This window comes from Mycolicibacterium chubuense (genome assembly GCF_001044255.1).
Lineage (GTDB): Bacteria > Actinomycetota > Actinomycetes > Mycobacteriales > Mycobacteriaceae > Mycobacterium > Mycobacterium chubuense.
Genome location: NZ_JYNX01000033.1, coordinates 58,644 through 74,521 on the forward strand (window position 1 = coordinate 58,644; position 15,878 = coordinate 74,521).

Below are 15,878 nucleotides of genomic sequence, written 5' to 3' on the forward strand. Positions count from 1 at the left end.
CTAGAAGCCCGAGAGGATGACGCCGTTGCAGTCCGCCGCGGCGTGACGCAGCGCGACCGCCTTCTGGTAGGCCTCCGAGTGATACCACTCCTTGGCCGCCTCGACCGATTCGAACTCCAGGAGCACGGTCTGGCTGCCGTGCCACTGACCCTCGATCGTCTCGGCCTTGGTGTCGAACGCGAGCACCGTGGCGCCGGCCATCGCCTTGCTCGCGAGCTTGCCGTACTCCGCCATCCCGGCGGGATCCTTGACGTCCTCGGTGATGACGATGTAACCCTTGGGCACTGGAAATGCTCCTGTCCTCAGTCGGTTTCGCTGATCGCACGCTCGGGGCAGTTCTCGACAGCCTCGCGCGCGGCGGCTTCGTACTCGGCGGGGATCTCATCCTGCATGGCGACGGCCCAACCGTCGTCGGTCATCTCGAAGACCTCGGGGCACAGCGTCAGGCACATGCCGTGCCCGGCGCAGCGATCCTCGTCGACGGTGACTCTCATACGATGTCGAACTCCACGTGCAACTCGGTGAGCCCGCGCAGGATGTAGGTCGGGATGTAGGCGTACCGGCGCTGCCCGGGAGGACCGTGCCTGTCCTCACAGATCCGGATGTCGCTGGTGCGGTCGAGCAGTCGCTCTAATCCGACCCGGGTCTCCGCGCGCGCCAGAGGTGCGCCCGGGCAGCTGTGGATGCCGCGCCCGAACGCCAGATGCTGACGGGCGTTCTTGCGCTCCGGGTCGAACGTGTCGGGATCGGAGAAGCGACGCGGATCCCGGTTGGCCGCACCGTTGATCACCATGACAGTGGTGCCGGCGGCCAGCGACTGCTCGCCGATCGTCGTCGGCACCCGCGACAACCGGAAGTCGCCCTTCACAGGGCTTTCGATCCTCAGGCACTCCTCGATGAAGTTCGGCAGCAGGCTGCGGTCCCGGCGCAATGCCGCCTGCACGTCGGGACGGTCACCGAGGACCTTCAGCGCCGTGCTGAGCAGTCGGACCGTGGTCTCCTGGCCGGCAGAGAAGACGTTGGTGGCCACGCGCACCACGTCGCCGACCTCGGGCAGCGAGCCGTCCGGGAACGTGGCGTTCGCCAGTCCGGTGAGCACGTCGTCACGCGGATCGGCACGACGGTCCTCCACGTAGGTCGCGAACACCTCGTAGAGGTATTCCAGCGGCGTCTTGTTCATCGTCTTGTCGGCATTGCCCACCGCACTGCCGTGAGTGCCGCGGGCCAGTCGCTCGAGCAGATCGTCACGGTCCTCGTCGGGCACGCCGAGCAGGTCGGCGATCACCCGTAGCGTGAACGGACCGGCGAATCCTCCGATGAACTCACCGCGGCCGGGCGCCAGGAAATCATCGAGGATGTCGTCGGCGAGCTGCCACATCGCATCCTCGTTCTCCTTGAGTCGCTTCGGCGTGATCAGTCGCATCAGCAACGCGCGGTGGTCGGTGTGCGTGGGCGGGTCCAGCGTCGGAAGCTGATCGCTGAACGGGATCTCGTCGCGATGCTCGATGATCACGTCGGTGACGTCGTCGCCCTCCAGCGGAACCGGGAAGCCGGGGAACGGGCCGGTCACCGAGATGCAGGAGGAGAACGTCTCGGCGTCGTTGTAGACGTCGACCGCTTCCTGCCAACCGGTCACCATCGTGACGCCGTAGTGGTTCTCGCGGCTCACGGGACACTTGTCGCGCAGCGCCTTGTAGAACGGGTACGGGTCGTCGGTGAGCCGGCTGTCCCGAAAGAAGTCGACCGTGGTGAGGTCTTCGGCCATGCCTGCTCCGTTCGCTGATCTCGCCAAGAGAGAATGTGATTCTCATCTTTGCGCATAAGGTTTTCACATACGTCCTGTGTCGTCAACGAGGGCGGTCGGCAGGACACCGAGATCACTTCGCCAATGGAGGCAGCTGATGGACAACGACTCGCCAACGCGGACAGAGCAGGAACCCGAGTTCGCCCGCCCCTGGGCGCGGCACCGATTGAGGATCTACGTCGCGACGGCCGGCTTCACCGCGTTCGTGTTCGTGGCGATGACGGTCGGCGTCGGCCTCGGCCTGATCGCGCCGACGTTGACCGCCGACATCGTCGCGAACCTGCTGTTCGGCATTCCCGTCATCCTGCTGCCTCTGGTCCTGCTATGGGATGCACCCGGCGAGCAGCGCTCCCGACTGGACAGGGCCGCGGAACTGACGTTGTTCTGGCTTCCCTACAGCGCGGCCAGCCAGATCGGGTACGAGCTCGTGTTCCTGATCGGCCATCCGCTCGGGCTGTGGGAACCCACCAGCGACCCGGGGTGGAAGTGGCTGTGGTGGCAGTACGGGCTCGCCGACACCCGCTACACCAGTGGCAACCCCTGGACCTTCGCCCTGGAGGTCGTCGGCGTCGTCACCGGCATCACGGTGTTCATCGTGTGGACCCGGTTGATCCGGCCCGGACTGCCGCTTGAGTCTCGAATCCGTTGCCTCTGGCTGGCTTTCACCGGAGTCGCGGTCATCTACAGCAGTACGGCGGTGTACTTCCTGGCGGAGGTGGGTTCGGGCTTCGACGACATCGGCCAAGGACCGTTCGGGTTGTGGTTCAAGTTCATCGGGGAGAACCTTCCATTCATCGTCCTGCCGCCCTTCGTGCTGTACGCGATTCACCTGCAGGTCGACTTCCTGACTCGCCGCGCCGGGGTGCCCACGGCGGTCAGCACGCAGAGCCGGCCCGCGTAATTGGACATCGGTCAACTATTGGCTCTTGCGCTATGACCTGTTAAATTCCGATCTATGACCGCAAAGGCGGGGGTGACGAAAGCTGGCTCCGGTCAGCGTCGGGCCTCGTTTCAACGCGCGCGGTCACATGAGACCAAACGCATGCTCGTGCAGGCGGCCATGGCGCTGTGGCGCACCAAGGGCTACGCAGTCACCACGGTCGCCGACATCTGCACCGCGGCAGGTGTGTCGAAAGCCTTGTTCTACTTCTACTTTCCGCGCAAAGAGGATGTGCTGTTCGAGGTGGGGGTGCTGTCCACGCAGTCGGCCTACCGCACCATCCGTGCGATGCTCGACAAGCCCTACGAGATCGACGCCGTCCTGCGCGCGGCGCTGACCGCGTTCGAGCGGTCGATGGCGCGCAATCCGCCCGAGCTCATCATCGAGACCATCCTCGAGGGCTACCGGCACGAGCACCGCATCCTCGCCGCCGGCGACCCGCCCGACGTGGAGGCCGACATGTTCGGCGAATTGTTCCGGCGCGCGCAGGCCGACGGCAAGATCGCCCCCGACGTGGACATCGCGCACCTGGCCTATCTGGCGCAGACGCTCGTCAGCGAGGGCGCCCGACACTGGGCGGCCGGCGCTTTTGGGGGCCGCTCATTCGCCGAGGTCGTCACCACCGACATCTGCACGGTCATCACCGGATCCCAGAGACCCTGACGCAGGCGAGGAGGCCGTATGTGGGACTTCGAGACAGACCCCGACTATCAGCAGCTGCTGGACTGGGCGGATGCTTTTGTCCGAGAAGAGGTCGAGCCGCTCGACCTGATCTGGCCGCACCTGCAGTTCACGCCGTTGACGCAGACGCGTCGCAAGGTCGTCGACCCCCTCAAGGAGCGGGTGCGGCAGAAGGGGCTGTGGGCCACTCATCTCGGACCGGAACTCGGCGGTCAGGGCTACGGCCAGCTGAAGCTGGCGCTGCTCAACGAGATCCTCGGCCGCTCGCAATGGGCGCCGGTGATCTTCGGATGCCAGGCCCCTGACACGGGTAACGCCGAGATCATCGCGCACTACGGCACCCCGGAGCAGAAGGAGCGCTATCTGCGCCCGCTGCTCGACGGGGAGCTGTTCTCCAGTTACTCGATGACCGAACCGCAGGGCGGAGCCGACCCCACGCAGTTCACCACCAGCGCGGTCCGCGACGGGGACGACTGGGTGATCAACGGCTGGAAGTACTTCTCCTCCAACGCCAACACCGCGTCATTCCTCATCGTGATGGTGGTGACGAATCCCGATGTGAGCCCCTACCAGGGCATGTCGATGTTCCTTCTACCCACCGACACACCGGGGGTGAACATCGTCCGCAACGTCGGCCTGCACGGCGAACGCGACGGCGAGGGCAGCCATGCGCTGATCCACTACGACAATGTGCGAGTTCCGGATTCGGCATTGCTGGGCGGCGAAGGACAGGCGTTCGTCATCGCGCAGACACGGCTGGGCGGGGGCCGAATCCATCACGCGATGCGCACCATCGGGCTGGCACAGAAGGCGATCGACATGATGTGCGAGCGGGCCCTGAGCCGCCAGACCGCAGGCAGCCTGCTCGCCGACAAGCAGGCCGTGCAGGCGTACGTCGCCGACTCGTACGCGCAACTGAAGCAGTTCCGACTGATGGTGCTCTACACAGCGTGGGAGATCGACAAGTACAACGACTACAAGAAGGTGCGCAAGGACATCGCCGCGGTGAAGGTCGTGATGCCGACCGTGCTGCACGACATCGCCTGGCGGGCCATGCAGGTGCACGGTGCACTCGGCGTCACGAACGAGATGCCGTTCCTGGGCATGGTGACCGGCGCCGCGGTGATGGGACTGGCCGACGGCCCGACCGAGGTGCACAAGACGACGGTGGCCAAGCAGGTGCTGCGCGACTACACCGCCAGCACGGACGTCTGGCCCTCGGAGTGGTTGCCGCGCAAGCGCGATGCGGCGCGCGAACGGTTCGCGGAATACCTCGAGCTGGAGTCGGGGAATCTGTGACGGCACTCGACACCGATCGGCTCGCCACGTGGATGGACGAGGCAGCCCTGCCCGGCAAAGGTGAGCCGTTGCAGGTCCGATTCCTGTCGGGCGGTACCCAGAACGTCATCTACGAGCTCACCCGCGGCGAGGCGCGGTGCGTCCTGCGGATGCCACCGCCGGGTGCTCCCCCGGACCGGGACACGGGCATCCTGCGCGAGTGGCGGATCATCGAGGCGCTCGACGGCACCGAGGTGCCGCACACGAAGGCGGTCGGCGTCTGCGAGGATGCGTCGGTGCTGGGCCGGCCGTTCTACCTGATGGGATTCGTCGACGGCTGGTCACCGATGGACACCCACGGCCGCTGGCCGGAGCCGTTCGACAGCGACGCCTCCGCGCGACCGGGCCTGAGTTACCAACTGGCCGAGGGCATTGCGCTGCTGTCCAAGGTCGACTGGCGCGCCAGAGGATTGCAGGACCTGGGCAGGCCCGACGGCTTCCACGAACGCCAGGTCGCGCGATGGATCGGCTTCCTGAAGCGCATCAAGAAACGCGAGCTGCCCGGCCTGGAGGTGGCGACGGCGTGGCTCGAGGAGCACAAGCCGCTCGACTTCATCCCCGGCCTGATGCACGGCGACTACCAGTTCGCCAACGTGATGTACCGGCACGGCGCCCCCGCACAACTGGCCGCGATCGTCGACTGGGAGATGGGCACCGTGGGTGACCCGAAGCTCGATCTGGGCTGGATGGTGCAGAGCTGGCCCGGCGATGACGGCCAATCGGACATGACCTATGTGGACATGCGGGGCATGCCGTCGCGAGACGAGGTCGTCGCGCACTACGCGGCGGTGTCGGGACGTCAGGTCGACGACCTGGATTACTACCTGGTGCTAGCCAAGTGGAAGTTGGCCATCGTGCTCGAGCGGGGCTTTCAGCGCGCCGGCGACGACGAGAAGTTGCTCGCTTTCGGACCGGTGGTGACGGATCTGATGACCTCGGCCGCGGACCTCGCCGAAACCTCTGACTATCGGGGATGACGCCGGTGCGTGCCGCGGTCTGTCCGGCGTTCGGACCCCCGGAGGTCGTCCGTGTCGAGCACCGCGACGTTCCGACGGCCGGTCCCGGCCAGGTCGGCGTACGCGTGCACGCGGCGGCGGTCAACTTCCCGGACGTGCTCCTGATCGCCGACTCCTATCAGGTGAGCATCCCACCACCGTTCGTCCCGGGCAGCGAGTTCGCCGGTGTCGTCGACGACGTCGGTCCGGACGTCGACGTTGTCGCGGTCGGTGACCGGGTCACCGGAACCGGGATGGCCGGGGCGTTCGCCGAACGCGTCGTGGTGGACGCGGCGGGCCTGGCGGCCGTGCCCGACGGTCTGGACCTGTTCACCGCCGCGGCCTCCGGCGTCGCCTACCGCACCGCCGCGCACAGCCTGCGTTCGATGGCGCGCGTCGGCGCGGGCGACCAACTGGTGGTGCTCGGGGCGGGCGGCGGCGTCGGCCTCGCCGCGGTCCAGCTGGGCGTCACACTCGGCGCCCAGGTCACCGCCGTCGCGTCGTCGCCCGAAAAGCTATCCGCTGCAACCTGTTACGGCGCCCACCACTCGATCGATCACCGCGCGGTGGACCTGCGGTCAGCACTGCGGGAGGTGATCCCGGGCGGTGCCGACGCCGTGCTCGATCCCGTCGGGGGCGGATTGAGTGAACCGGCGCTGCGCAGCCTGCGCCGGGGCGGCCGGTTCGTCACCGTCGGGTTCGCCTCCGGCACGATCCCCCGCATCCCGCTGAACCTGGTGCTCGTCAAAGGTGTTCACGTGCTGGGTTTCCAATTCCAGGACGTGCCTGCCGAGGAGTTCGCACGCACCGAGCAGGAACTGCGCACGCTGCTGGCGGATCGTCGGGTCACGCCACACATCGGAGCGGTGTACCCCCTCGACGAGACCGTGGCCGCGCTGCGCCACGTCGCCGAAGGCCGGGCCGTCGGCAAGGTGCTCATCGATCTGCGATGAATTCAGCTGGCGGGCACCAGATCCGCGGCGACGGAGGCCATCATTCCGCAGCAGAAGATCTCGGAGCGCGCCACCGATTCTCCCGGAACCCCGGCCGCGGCCAGGGCATGGGCCTTGAACGCTCGGGCGGCGGCGCTGAGCCGGTGCTCGACGACGTCGACGCTGCTGTCCAACTCGGACGGCCGGTGTTCACCCCAGAGCGTCACCTCGGTCGCTCCCTGGGCCAGCGCGCCAAGCACGCCGGCCCGGACGCGTTCGTCGCGGCCGAACAGGTCGCCGGCCACCGCGACGGTCTGCGGATGAGGGCGCAGTTCCCAGGACTGCAGCACCGATTCCAGATCGGCCGTATCGGCACCGAGGATCTCCAGCGGACGGACATCGTCGTTGTTGCCGATCAGGACGGTGACGTCCCAGCCGGCGGTCACCCGGTCGTAGACCCAGCCGCCGGCGAACCGCACCGCGTCGAGCACCGTGGGCGTGACGATGTCGAGTCGGTATCTCATGTCGGTGTGGCCTCCGATCGCGTCGCCGCCAGATCCCGACCCAGCGATTCTGCGTACTCCGTGAACACCTCGGTCAGCGGGATTGCAGGATCGAGCAGCCATAAGGTCTCCATTCCGTTGATGAAGGCGAGAATCTCCGTGGCCTTGACGGCCGCGTCGACGTCGGTGCGATAGCGGCCCGCCCGCTGGCCGCGCTCGATGATCTTCCTGATGATGTCGACCGCGGCGCGGTACCGGTTGTGCAGGCGGTCGTGCAGCGGGGCGTCCGGGGCGATGTTCTCGGCGAGCAGGACGGTGAACGTGCCCACGAGTTCCGGGGCCCGCTCGAAGCGCTCGGGAACGCGCATCAGTTCGGTGATCAGGTCGCCGGAGCGGTCGGCGTGCGCATCGTCGTCGGCGTCACGCGCATCCAGCACCGCGTTGAGGAGTTGCTCTTTGGACGCGAAGTGATGCAGCAGCCCGGCTGAGGTCACGCCCGCCTCGCGGGCGATCTGCGCCAGCGACGTGGACCGCCATCCCTTGCGCGCCAGCAGACGCTCCGCCACCGCGAGAATCCGTTGCCTGCGGTCCTCGCCTTTGGCGAACAGGGTCGCGTAGGGACGTCTGGGCGAATCCAGATCGGACCCGGCGGACTGCGCGGCGGACACTCATCTCCTCGGCTCGAACCAACCTAGTGAACACACAGTAGGTAGGTTTGCCGGATGTGACAAGGGTCTCAGCGAAATTGAGTTTCGATCGCCGTCACCGATGCCGCCGACGCGCGCCGTAACGCCAGCGTGACGCCGTTTTACCAGCTCAACACATCGTTCTGGAAATACTGGATGGCATGCCCGATCGGATACGGCTTCGACGGCAGTCGACTGGCCGGTGACGCCGGCGCCGCGTTCAGCGATCAGTTGACCCACAGCGAGTGACGCGCACAATCATCACAGCCCAAGCGATTTGGCGATGATCACCTTCATCACCTCGCTGGTGCCCGCGTAGATACGGGCCACCCGCGCATCGGTGTACAGCCGTGCGATCGGGTATTCCATCATGTAGCCGTAGCCGCCGAACAGCTGCAGGCAGCGGTCCACGACACGCTGCTGCATCTCCGTGCAGAACAACTTGACCCGGGCCGCGTCGGCACCGGAGAGCTCACCGTCGACGTGCAGCGCGACGGCCCGGTCCAGCATCGCCTGCGCCGCCTCGACCTCCGTCGAACAGGCGGCGAGTTCGAACTTGGTGTTCTGGAACGACGCCACCGGGGTGCCGAACGCCGTGCGGTGCTGCGTGTAGTCGATGGCCGCCGCGATCGCCGAACGGGCCTGTGCCACTGAGCCGACCGCGACCGTCAGCCGCTCCTGGGCCAGGTTGTGGCCCAGGTAGCCGAATGCCTCGTCCACGTCGCCGAGCACATTCGCCGCAGGCACGCGCACGTCGACGAACGACAGTTCGGCGGTGTCCTGCACCTTGCAGCCCATCTTCTGCAGCTCGCGGCCACGGGTGAAGCCGTCCATGCCGTCTTCGACGACGAGCAGGGTCAGACCCGCGCGGCGGTTGTCCGGATCGGTCGACGTACGCGCGACGACGATCACCAGGTCGGCCTGCATCCCGCCCGTGATGAAGGTCTTGGCGCCGTTGACGATGTAGTGGGGGCCTTCTGAATCAACACCGCGCACCGCGGTGGTGCGCATGCCCGCGAGGTCGGACCCTGTGCCGGGCTCCGTCATCGCGATCGCGGTGAGCAGGGTCCCTGCCGCCAGTCCGGGAAACCAGCGTGCCCGCTGCTCGTCGTTCGCATAGTGCAGGAAGTACGGCAGGATCACCTCGAGTTGAGTACGCACCGTGGACAGCGTGACGAGCGCGCGGGCCGCCTCCTCCTGCAGCACCACGTTGTAGCGGTAGTCCGACACGCCGCCGCCGCCGTACTGTTCGGGAATCGCGACGCCCAGCATGCCCAACGTGCCCATGCGCTCGAAGACCTCGCGCGGCATCCGCCCGCCCTGCTCCCACTGCGGGTAGTTCGGCACGACCTCCTTCTCCACGAAGTCGCGCGAGAGCTCCCGGAACGCCTCGTGGTCCTCGGTGAACAGGTCTCTGCGCATCCGCGTCGTCCCCCGTCAGCTCACCAGCTCGACGACGGTGGCGTTGGCGGTACCGCCGCCCTCGCACATCGTCTGCAATCCGTAACGAATTCCGTTGTCGCGCATGTGATGGATCATCCGCGTCATCAACACCGCACCGGACGCGCCGAGCGGATGGCCCAATGCGATGGCACCACCGAGCGGATTCAGCTTCGCCTCGTCGGCACCCGTGTCGGCCAGCCAAGCCAGCGGAACCGGTGCGAACGCCTCGTTGACCTCGAACACGCCGATCTCCGACAGGTCGAGCCCGGCCTTGTGCAGCACCTTCTCCGTCGCCGGAATCGGTCCGGTCAGCATCAGTTTCGGGTCCGCACCGGTGACAGCACCCGCGCGGTAGCGCGCGAGCGGGGTCAGGCCGAGCTGCACCGCGCTCTCGGCGGTCATCACCAGCAGGGCCGCAGCCCCGTCAGAGATCTGCGACGAATTGCCGGCGTGGATGACGCCGTCGTCGGTGAACGCAGGCTTGAGGCCGGCCAGCTTCTCCACTGTCGTGCCGCGCCGGATCCCCTCGTCATCGGTGACGACACCGCCCTCGGTGACGACGGGAACGATCTGATGGATGAACGCGCCCGCGTCCTGGGCGGCTGCGGCGAGTTCGTGCGAGCGGGCCGAATACTCGTCCAATCGGGCGCGCGAGAAGCCCCACTGCTGCGCGATCATCTCCGCCGAGATGCCCTGATTGAACGAGAAATCATCGTAGCGGGCAAGCACTTTCGGCCCGTAGGGCATGCCGGTGGCACGCGCGGCGCCCAGCGGCACGCGACTCATCACCTCCACTCCTCCGGCGACCACCACCTCCTGCTGACCCGACATCACCGCCTGCACGGCGAAGTCGAGCGCCTGCTGGCTGGAGCCGCAGGCCCGGTTCACGGTGGTGCCAGGGACGTGCTCGGGCCACCCCGCGGCGAGGACCGCGTAGCGGCCGATGTTGCTGGACTGGTCGCCCACCTGGGACACGCAGCCCCAGACGACGTCGTCGATCACGTCGGTGTCGACCCCGGTCCGCTCGATCAGTTCGTTGAGCACCAGTGCCGACAGGTCGGCCGCGTGCTGATCGGACAGTCCCCCGTTTCGCTTGCCGACCGGTGTGCGCACTGCTCCCACGATCACGGTTTCTCGCATCTACCTCTGCTCCTCGTCGTCGTACAACGCCCACGCCCCACTGAACTGCGGGTCGCGTCTGTCCGCGAACGCGGCATACGCCTCGCCCGCATCAGCGGTGGCGAAGTTGCCCGGTTGCGCCCGGGCCTCATTGGCCAGTGCCTGTTGCAGTGTCGCCGTCGCGCCGTCGTTGAGCAGCGCCTTGCTCTGCGCCAGCGCGAACGGCGGCCCTGCGGCGAGCCGGTCGGCGAGATCGTCGACGAACACGTCGATCTCGTCATCGGGCGTGACCCAGGTGACCAATCCCAGGGCGTGCGCCTCCTGCGCATCGATCATGCCGGCGAGCAGAACGAGGCGCTTGGCCTGTTGCAGGCCGACCATCCTCGGGAGCAGCCACGATCCGCCGAGGTCGACCGACAGCCCGCGCTTGGCGAAGATCTGGCAGAAGCGGGACTGCGGGGTGGCGACGACGAGATCGCAGCCGAGCGCCAGATTCCAGCCTGCGCCGACGGCGATGCCGGTGACCTTGGCGATGGTCGGCACCGCCAGCTCGTGCAGCGCCAGCGCCACGTCGGTGAGACGGTCCAGCTTGTGCCGCGGGTGGACCTTCTCGCCGGTCGCGATGTCCGCGCCGGAGCTGAACGCGCCGCCCGCGCCGGTCAGCACCAGCACCCGAACATGCGGATCACGCTTGACCCGCCGCAGCGCGTCGGCCAGTTCCAGCCACAGCCGCGCGTCCAGCGCGTTGCGGCGCTCGGGCCGGTTCAGGGTCAGCGTGCGTACCCCGTCGCGGTCGGCGCACAGCAGGACGTCGTCACTCATCGGCGGGTCCGATCGCCCCCTCGGCGCGCAGCTGCGCGAGTTCTTCGGCCGTGACTCCCAGTTCGGTGAGCACCGCGTCGGTGTGCTCACCGAGGTCGGGTATCGCGCCCATCGGCTGTTCGAAGTCGCTGATGACCGGCGGCGGCCGCAGCGCGGGGATGTCGCCCTTCGGGCTCGCCACGGTCCGCCACCGGTCCCGGGCGCTCAGCTGGGGATGGACCACGACCTCGCTGGGTTTGTTGAACCGGGCGTTGCCGATTCCCGCCTCGTCGGCCGTCTGCTGAATGTCAGCCAGATCGTGTCGCGCACACCAGGATCCGATCGCGTCGTCGAGAGTCTGCCGGTGGGCGCAGCGACCGGGATTCGTCGCGAACCGGGGGTCGTCGGCCAGATCGGGGCGGTCGATGATCTCCCGTGCCACCCGCTGCCATTCGCGGTCGTTGGTGGTGCCCAGCACCACGGTGTGACCGTCACGGGTGGGGTATGCGCCGTACGGCGCGACGGCCGGCGAACCGACGCCCAGCGGCTCCTGGTCGATACCCGCATGCTGGGTGTAGGTCAGCGCGTAGCCCATCACGTCGGTCATCACGTCGAACAGACTCAATTCGACCGACGGCGCCGGACCTGACCGCGGCCGCCGCTCGCGCCTGTACAGCAGCGTCACGATCGACATCGCGGCGTACAGACCGGTGGTGAAATCGGCCATCGCGGGCCCGGGCTTGGCGGGCATGCCGGGCGAACCGGTGATCGCGCACGACCCCGACTCCGCCTGCACCAGGAGGTCGTACGCGCGTTTGTGGGAGATCGGGCCGCCAGGCCCGTATCCGTCGATCTCGACCGGGATGACGTCGGGGTGGCGCTCGGCGAGATCGGCGGGCGCCACGCCCAGCCGCACCGTGGCGCCGGGCGCCAGGTTGGACACGAACACGTCGGCACGGTCGAGCAACCGGTGCATCAATTCCCTGCCCGCAGGTGATTTCGTGTTCAGCGCGACCGATTCCTTACCGCGGTTGCACCATACGAAATGGGCGGCCAGACCGGCCGGGCCGTTGACGACGTCGTCGTAGTGGCGGGAGAAGTCGCCGCCGTCGGGATTCTCCACCTTGATGACGCGGGCGCCGAAGTCGGCGAGGACGCGGGTGCACATCGGCGCCGCGACGGCCTGCTCCATCGCGACCACGGTGACACCGGCCAGCGGCGCGGCAGTCGGAGTCGACACGCGTTCAGATAACCACGGACGGCATCAGTAGCTGCGCGGGAGGCCGAGCACGTGCTCGCCGAGGAAGTTCAGGATCATCTCCTGACTGACCGGCGCGATCTTCATCAGCCGCGATTCGCGGAAGTATCGCGCGACGTGATACTCCTCGGAGTAGCCCATGCCGCCGTGCAGTTGCAGCGCGCGGTCGGCGGCGCCGAAGCCGGCGTCGGCACACAGGTACTTCGCCGTATTCGCTTCACGCCCACAGGGTTTACCGTTGTCATAGAGCCAGGTGGCCTTGCGCAGCACGAGTTCGGCGGCGTCGAGCCGGGCCAGGGAGTCCGCCAAGGGGAACTGCAGGCCCTGGTTCATCCCGATCGGACGGTTGAACACGTGCCGCTCGTTGCCGTACGTGACGGCCTTCTCCAGCGCGACCCGGCCGATGCCCAGCGCCTCGGCGGCGATCAGCATCCGCTCGGGATTCAGGCCGTCGAGGATGTACCTGAAGCCCTGGCCCTCCTCGCCGACGCGGTGGGCGACCGGCACCATCAGGTCGTCGATGAACAGCTCGTTGGAGCTGACCGCGTTGCGGCCCATCTTCTTGATCGGGCGGATGTCGACGTGCGCGCGATCGAGGTCGGTCAGGAACAGCGTCATACCATCGGTCTTCCTGGCGACCTCGTCATACGGCGTCGTGCGGGTCAGCAGCAGGATCTTCTCCGACTCCAGCGCCTTGGAGATCCACACCTTGCGGCCGTTGACGCGGTAGTGGTCGCCCTCCCGCTTGGCGAACGTCGTGATCCGCGAGGTGTCCAGTCCGGCACCGGGTTCGGTGACGCCGAAGCAGACGTGCAGATCGCCGTCGACGATGCGGGGCAGCGTCTCGGCCTTGAGCTCGTCGGAGCCGTGCTTGACCACCGGCTGCATGCCGAAGATCGACAGGTGGATGGCGCTGGCGCCGTTCATCGCCGCACCGGACCGGGACACCTCCTCGAGCAGCAGGGTCGCTTCCGTGATGCCCAGACCGTGCCCGCCGTACTCCTCCGGGATCGTCATGCCCAGCCAGCCACCCGTGGCGATGGCGTCGTAGAACTCCTGGGGGAATTCGTGCGCCTGGTCCTTCTCGAGCCAGTAGTGATCGTCGAACCGGGCGCACAACTCGGCCACGGACTTGCGGATCAGTTCCTGATCGTCGCTCAGCTCGAAACTCATGCCGCCGGCCATCGCCGTCACTTCCTCTCCCCGTACCGCCGAAACTGTATTCCACGTGTCGTTTTCACCCCGAAGTCCGCGTGGAATACAGTTTCGGCGCCGGTGGTGCTCAGTCCTTGTTGCCCGTCAGCTGCTTGGCGTTGGCGGCGAAATCGGCGAAGGAGGCGCCGGTCTTCTCCTTGTGCGACAGCGCCTGGATCGACACGTCATGACCCTCGGCGGCCTTGCGCAACGCCCCGACCGTCGCCTGCTCTTTCGACATGTGGCTGAACGGATCGAAGTTGTACCACCGCATCGCGTTCTCGTAGGTCATCTTGTTGATCTCGTCGTCGGGAACGTCGTTGGCCTTGAGCACGTCGTCGAGCTGTTCGGGAGCGCCGGGCCACATCGAATCGCTGTGGGGGTAGTCGGCTTCCCAGCAGATGTTGTCCACCCCGATCTGGTGCCGGGTGGTCACGCCGACCGGGTCGGCGATGAAGCAGGTCAGGAAGTGCTCTCGGAAGACCTCGCTGGGCAGCTTGCCCTTGAAATCCTGCCCCGTCCAGGTGGAGTGCATCTCATAGGTCCGGTCCACCCGCTCCAGGAAGTAGGGGATCCACCCGGTGCCGCCCTCGCTCAGCGCGATCTTGAGATCCGGGTACTCCTTGATCGGCCGCGACCACAGCAAGTCCGCGGCGGCCTGCACGATGTTCATCGGCTGCAGCGTGATCATCACGTCCATCGGTGCGTCCGGCGCTGTGATGGCCAGTCGGCCCGACGACCCGATGTGGACGTTGAGCACGGTGTCGGTGTCCACCAGTGCATCCCACATCGGCTTCCAGTGATCGAAGTCGTGGAAGCTGGGATAGCCCATGGCCGAGGGGTTCTCCGAGAACGTCAGCGAGTGCACACCACGCGCGGCGTTGCGGCGGATCTCGGCCGCGCACGCCACCGGGTCCCAGATCACCGGCAGCGTCATGGGGATGAACCGCGCCGGATAGGCGCCGCACCACTCCTCCACGTGCCAGTCGTTGTAGGCCTGCACCAACGCCAGGGAGAACTCCTGGTCCTCGGTGGCGAAGAGTCGGCCGGCGAAGCCGGGGAACGACGGGAAGCACATCGAGCCGAGGATGCCGCCGGCGTTCATGTCCTTGACCCGCTCGTCGACCTGCCAACAGCCGGGCCGGATCTCGTCGAGCCCCTGTGGCTCGAGGCCGTACTCCTCCTTCGGCCGGCCCGCGACCGCATTGAGCGCCACGTTCGGGATCACCACGTCGCGGAACTGCCAGGTGTCCGATCCGTCGGGGTTGTGCACCAGCCGGGGCGCCTCGTCGAGGTACTTCTTCGGGAGGTGGTTCTTGAACATGTCCGGCGGTTCGACGATGTGATCGTCCACGCTGATCAAGATCATGTCGTCCTTGTTCACGACGTTCCTCCACCTCCGCACGCGCGTTGTCACGGCACGCGCCGTTTCCGACCGTTGCTTTCTCCCTATGGAAACTAGCTTCTCCGACAGCGAGAATCAATGTCCGTTAGCCGCGGTTGTGCCACCTGGCTGCAGCGTTGGGACGCCGGCGGGCGGCGTGCGACCCGCGAGTACGCGCACGTCGATGGACGTTTCGGCGGAAGACTGGAAATCTGTTGCTCAAATATGAGAACCTGATTCTCATGATGGAGAGGAGTGGGAAAGTGCGCATCCCCCCGCTGCCGGCGGACGAGTGGGATGACGCCGCCGACGGGGCGCTGGCCGGCCTGATACCCGCCGAGCGGCGCAATCCGGAAGCGACCGGGAATCTGGTCGCCACGCTCGTGCGGCACCCGAGACTGGCCCGGAACTTCCTGCGGTTCAACTTCCACCTGCTCTACGGAACCACCCTGCCGCCTCGGCTGCGCGAGCTGGCCGTGCTGCGTATCGCGCTGCTCAGCGGCTGCGACTACGAGTGGCGCCACCACGTCACCATGGGCCGCGACGCCGGACTGTCCGACGCCGACATCGCCGGTATCGAGCACGGCGAGGCGTCCGACGAACTCGACCGCGCGGTGCTGGCGGCCGTCGACGAGTTGCGCAGCGACTCGACCGTCACCGACCCGACCTGGACAACGCTGTCCGCCCACCTCGACGAGCACCAACTGATGGATCTCGTCTTCACGATCGGTTGCTATGGCGCCCTGGCCATGGCCATCAACACCTTTGGGGTTCAACCCGACCCCGACACAGAGAGGTAA

18 protein-coding genes are annotated in these 15,878 nt (G+C 67.0%); 7 read left to right on the forward strand and 11 right to left on the reverse strand.

The genetic code is table 11. The annotated features are described in order from the left end of the window. The 3 genes from MCHUDSM44219_RS10635 to MCHUDSM44219_RS10645 are packed head-to-tail and all read right to left on the reverse strand — an operon-like array spanning position 1 to position 1,765. A complete protein-coding gene (locus MCHUDSM44219_RS10635; protein ID WP_048418207.1) occupies positions 1-285 on the reverse strand; it encodes a DUF1330 domain-containing protein in 285 nt (94 codons plus the stop codon). A gap of 17 nt (positions 286-302) precedes the next feature. Then, entirely contained in the window at positions 303-494 is a 192-nt protein-coding gene (locus MCHUDSM44219_RS10640; protein ID WP_048418208.1) for a ferredoxin, read from the reverse strand. Further along, a complete protein-coding gene (locus tag MCHUDSM44219_RS10645; RefSeq protein WP_048418209.1) occupies positions 491-1,765 on the reverse strand; it encodes a cytochrome P450 in 1,275 nt (424 codons plus the stop codon). The genes MCHUDSM44219_RS10640 and MCHUDSM44219_RS10645 overlap by 4 nt, the downstream gene beginning before the upstream one ends. Before the next feature lie 136 nt (positions 1,766-1,901). Here MCHUDSM44219_RS10645 and MCHUDSM44219_RS10650 point away from each other — a divergent pair, with 136 nt between their 5' ends. The 5 genes from MCHUDSM44219_RS10650 to MCHUDSM44219_RS10670 are packed head-to-tail and all read left to right on the forward strand — an operon-like array spanning position 1,902 to position 6,711. Then, positions 1,902-2,705: an Emopamil binding protein gene (locus MCHUDSM44219_RS10650; protein WP_048418210.1), complete on the forward strand. Its 804-nt coding sequence runs from the start codon at positions 1,902-1,904 to the stop codon at positions 2,703-2,705. A gap of 54 nt (positions 2,706-2,759) precedes the next feature. After that, a complete protein-coding gene (locus MCHUDSM44219_RS10655) occupies positions 2,760-3,407 on the forward strand; it encodes a TetR/AcrR family transcriptional regulator (RefSeq protein WP_048418211.1) in 648 nt (215 codons plus the stop codon). Between the two features lie 18 nt (positions 3,408-3,425). After that, complete coding sequence (locus MCHUDSM44219_RS10660; RefSeq protein ID WP_048418212.1) at positions 3,426-4,724, forward strand: acyl-CoA dehydrogenase family protein; 1,299 nt, start codon at positions 3,426-3,428, stop codon at positions 4,722-4,724. Between the two features lie 32 nt (positions 4,725-4,756). Beyond that, a complete protein-coding gene (locus MCHUDSM44219_RS10665) occupies positions 4,757-5,740 on the forward strand; it encodes a phosphotransferase family protein (RefSeq protein WP_048418263.1) in 984 nt (327 codons plus the stop codon). A gap of 5 nt (positions 5,741-5,745) precedes the next feature. Next, entirely contained in the window at positions 5,746-6,711 is a 966-nt protein-coding gene (locus MCHUDSM44219_RS10670) for an NADPH:quinone oxidoreductase family protein (protein ID WP_048418264.1), read from the forward strand. A gap of 2 nt (positions 6,712-6,713) precedes the next feature. On the opposite strand, the gene MCHUDSM44219_RS10675 is transcribed toward MCHUDSM44219_RS10670, so the two are convergent. Then, positions 6,714-7,214: a hypothetical protein gene (locus tag MCHUDSM44219_RS10675; protein WP_048418213.1), complete on the reverse strand. Its 501-nt coding sequence runs from the start codon at positions 7,212-7,214 to the stop codon at positions 6,714-6,716. Then, positions 7,211-7,861 (reverse strand): TetR/AcrR family transcriptional regulator, encoded by a 651-nt coding sequence (locus tag MCHUDSM44219_RS10680; protein ID WP_048418214.1) that lies wholly within the window; start codon positions 7,859-7,861, stop codon positions 7,211-7,213. Before MCHUDSM44219_RS10680 ends, MCHUDSM44219_RS10675 begins: the two co-directional genes overlap by 4 nt. Positions 7,862-7,990: 129 nt before the next feature. Here MCHUDSM44219_RS10680 and MCHUDSM44219_RS30160 point away from each other — a divergent pair, with 129 nt between their 5' ends. After that, a complete protein-coding gene (locus MCHUDSM44219_RS30160; RefSeq protein ID WP_162232089.1) occupies positions 7,991-8,128 on the forward strand; it encodes a hypothetical protein in 138 nt (45 codons plus the stop codon). 12 nt (positions 8,129-8,140) lie between these two features. On the opposite strand, the gene MCHUDSM44219_RS10685 is transcribed toward MCHUDSM44219_RS30160, so the two are convergent. The 6 genes from MCHUDSM44219_RS10685 to MCHUDSM44219_RS10710 all read right to left on the reverse strand — a co-directional run bounded on the left by MCHUDSM44219_RS10685 (position 8,141) and on the right by MCHUDSM44219_RS10710 (position 15,078). Next, positions 8,141-9,301 (reverse strand): acyl-CoA dehydrogenase family protein, encoded by a 1,161-nt coding sequence (locus MCHUDSM44219_RS10685; RefSeq protein WP_048418215.1) that lies wholly within the window; start codon positions 9,299-9,301, stop codon positions 8,141-8,143. 15 nt (positions 9,302-9,316) lie between these two features. Beyond that, the gene (locus tag MCHUDSM44219_RS10690; protein WP_048418216.1) at positions 9,317-10,462 is read right to left on the reverse strand and encodes a thiolase family protein; all 1,146 of its coding nucleotides are present in this window, start codon (positions 10,460-10,462) and stop codon (positions 9,317-9,319) included. Beyond that, positions 10,463-11,263 (reverse strand): enoyl-CoA hydratase/isomerase family protein, encoded by an 801-nt coding sequence (locus tag MCHUDSM44219_RS10695; protein ID WP_048418217.1) that lies wholly within the window; start codon positions 11,261-11,263, stop codon positions 10,463-10,465. Continuing rightward, positions 11,256-12,482, reverse strand: coding sequence for a CaiB/BaiF CoA transferase family protein (locus MCHUDSM44219_RS10700; protein WP_269084078.1), 1,227 nt, complete (start codon positions 12,480-12,482; stop codon positions 11,256-11,258). The genes MCHUDSM44219_RS10695 and MCHUDSM44219_RS10700 overlap by 8 nt, the downstream gene beginning before the upstream one ends. A 24-nt stretch (positions 12,483-12,506) precedes the next feature. Further along, positions 12,507-13,685 (reverse strand): acyl-CoA dehydrogenase family protein, encoded by a 1,179-nt coding sequence (locus tag MCHUDSM44219_RS10705; RefSeq protein ID WP_236695424.1) that lies wholly within the window; start codon positions 13,683-13,685, stop codon positions 12,507-12,509. A 97-nt stretch (positions 13,686-13,782) separates the two neighbouring features. After that, complete coding sequence (locus MCHUDSM44219_RS10710; protein ID WP_048418218.1) at positions 13,783-15,078, reverse strand: amidohydrolase family protein; 1,296 nt, start codon at positions 15,076-15,078, stop codon at positions 13,783-13,785. A gap of 263 nt (positions 15,079-15,341) precedes the next feature. Between MCHUDSM44219_RS10710 and MCHUDSM44219_RS10715 the strand changes: the two genes are divergently transcribed. Next, positions 15,342-15,878, forward strand: coding sequence for a carboxymuconolactone decarboxylase family protein (locus MCHUDSM44219_RS10715; protein WP_048418219.1), 537 nt, complete (start codon positions 15,342-15,344; stop codon positions 15,876-15,878).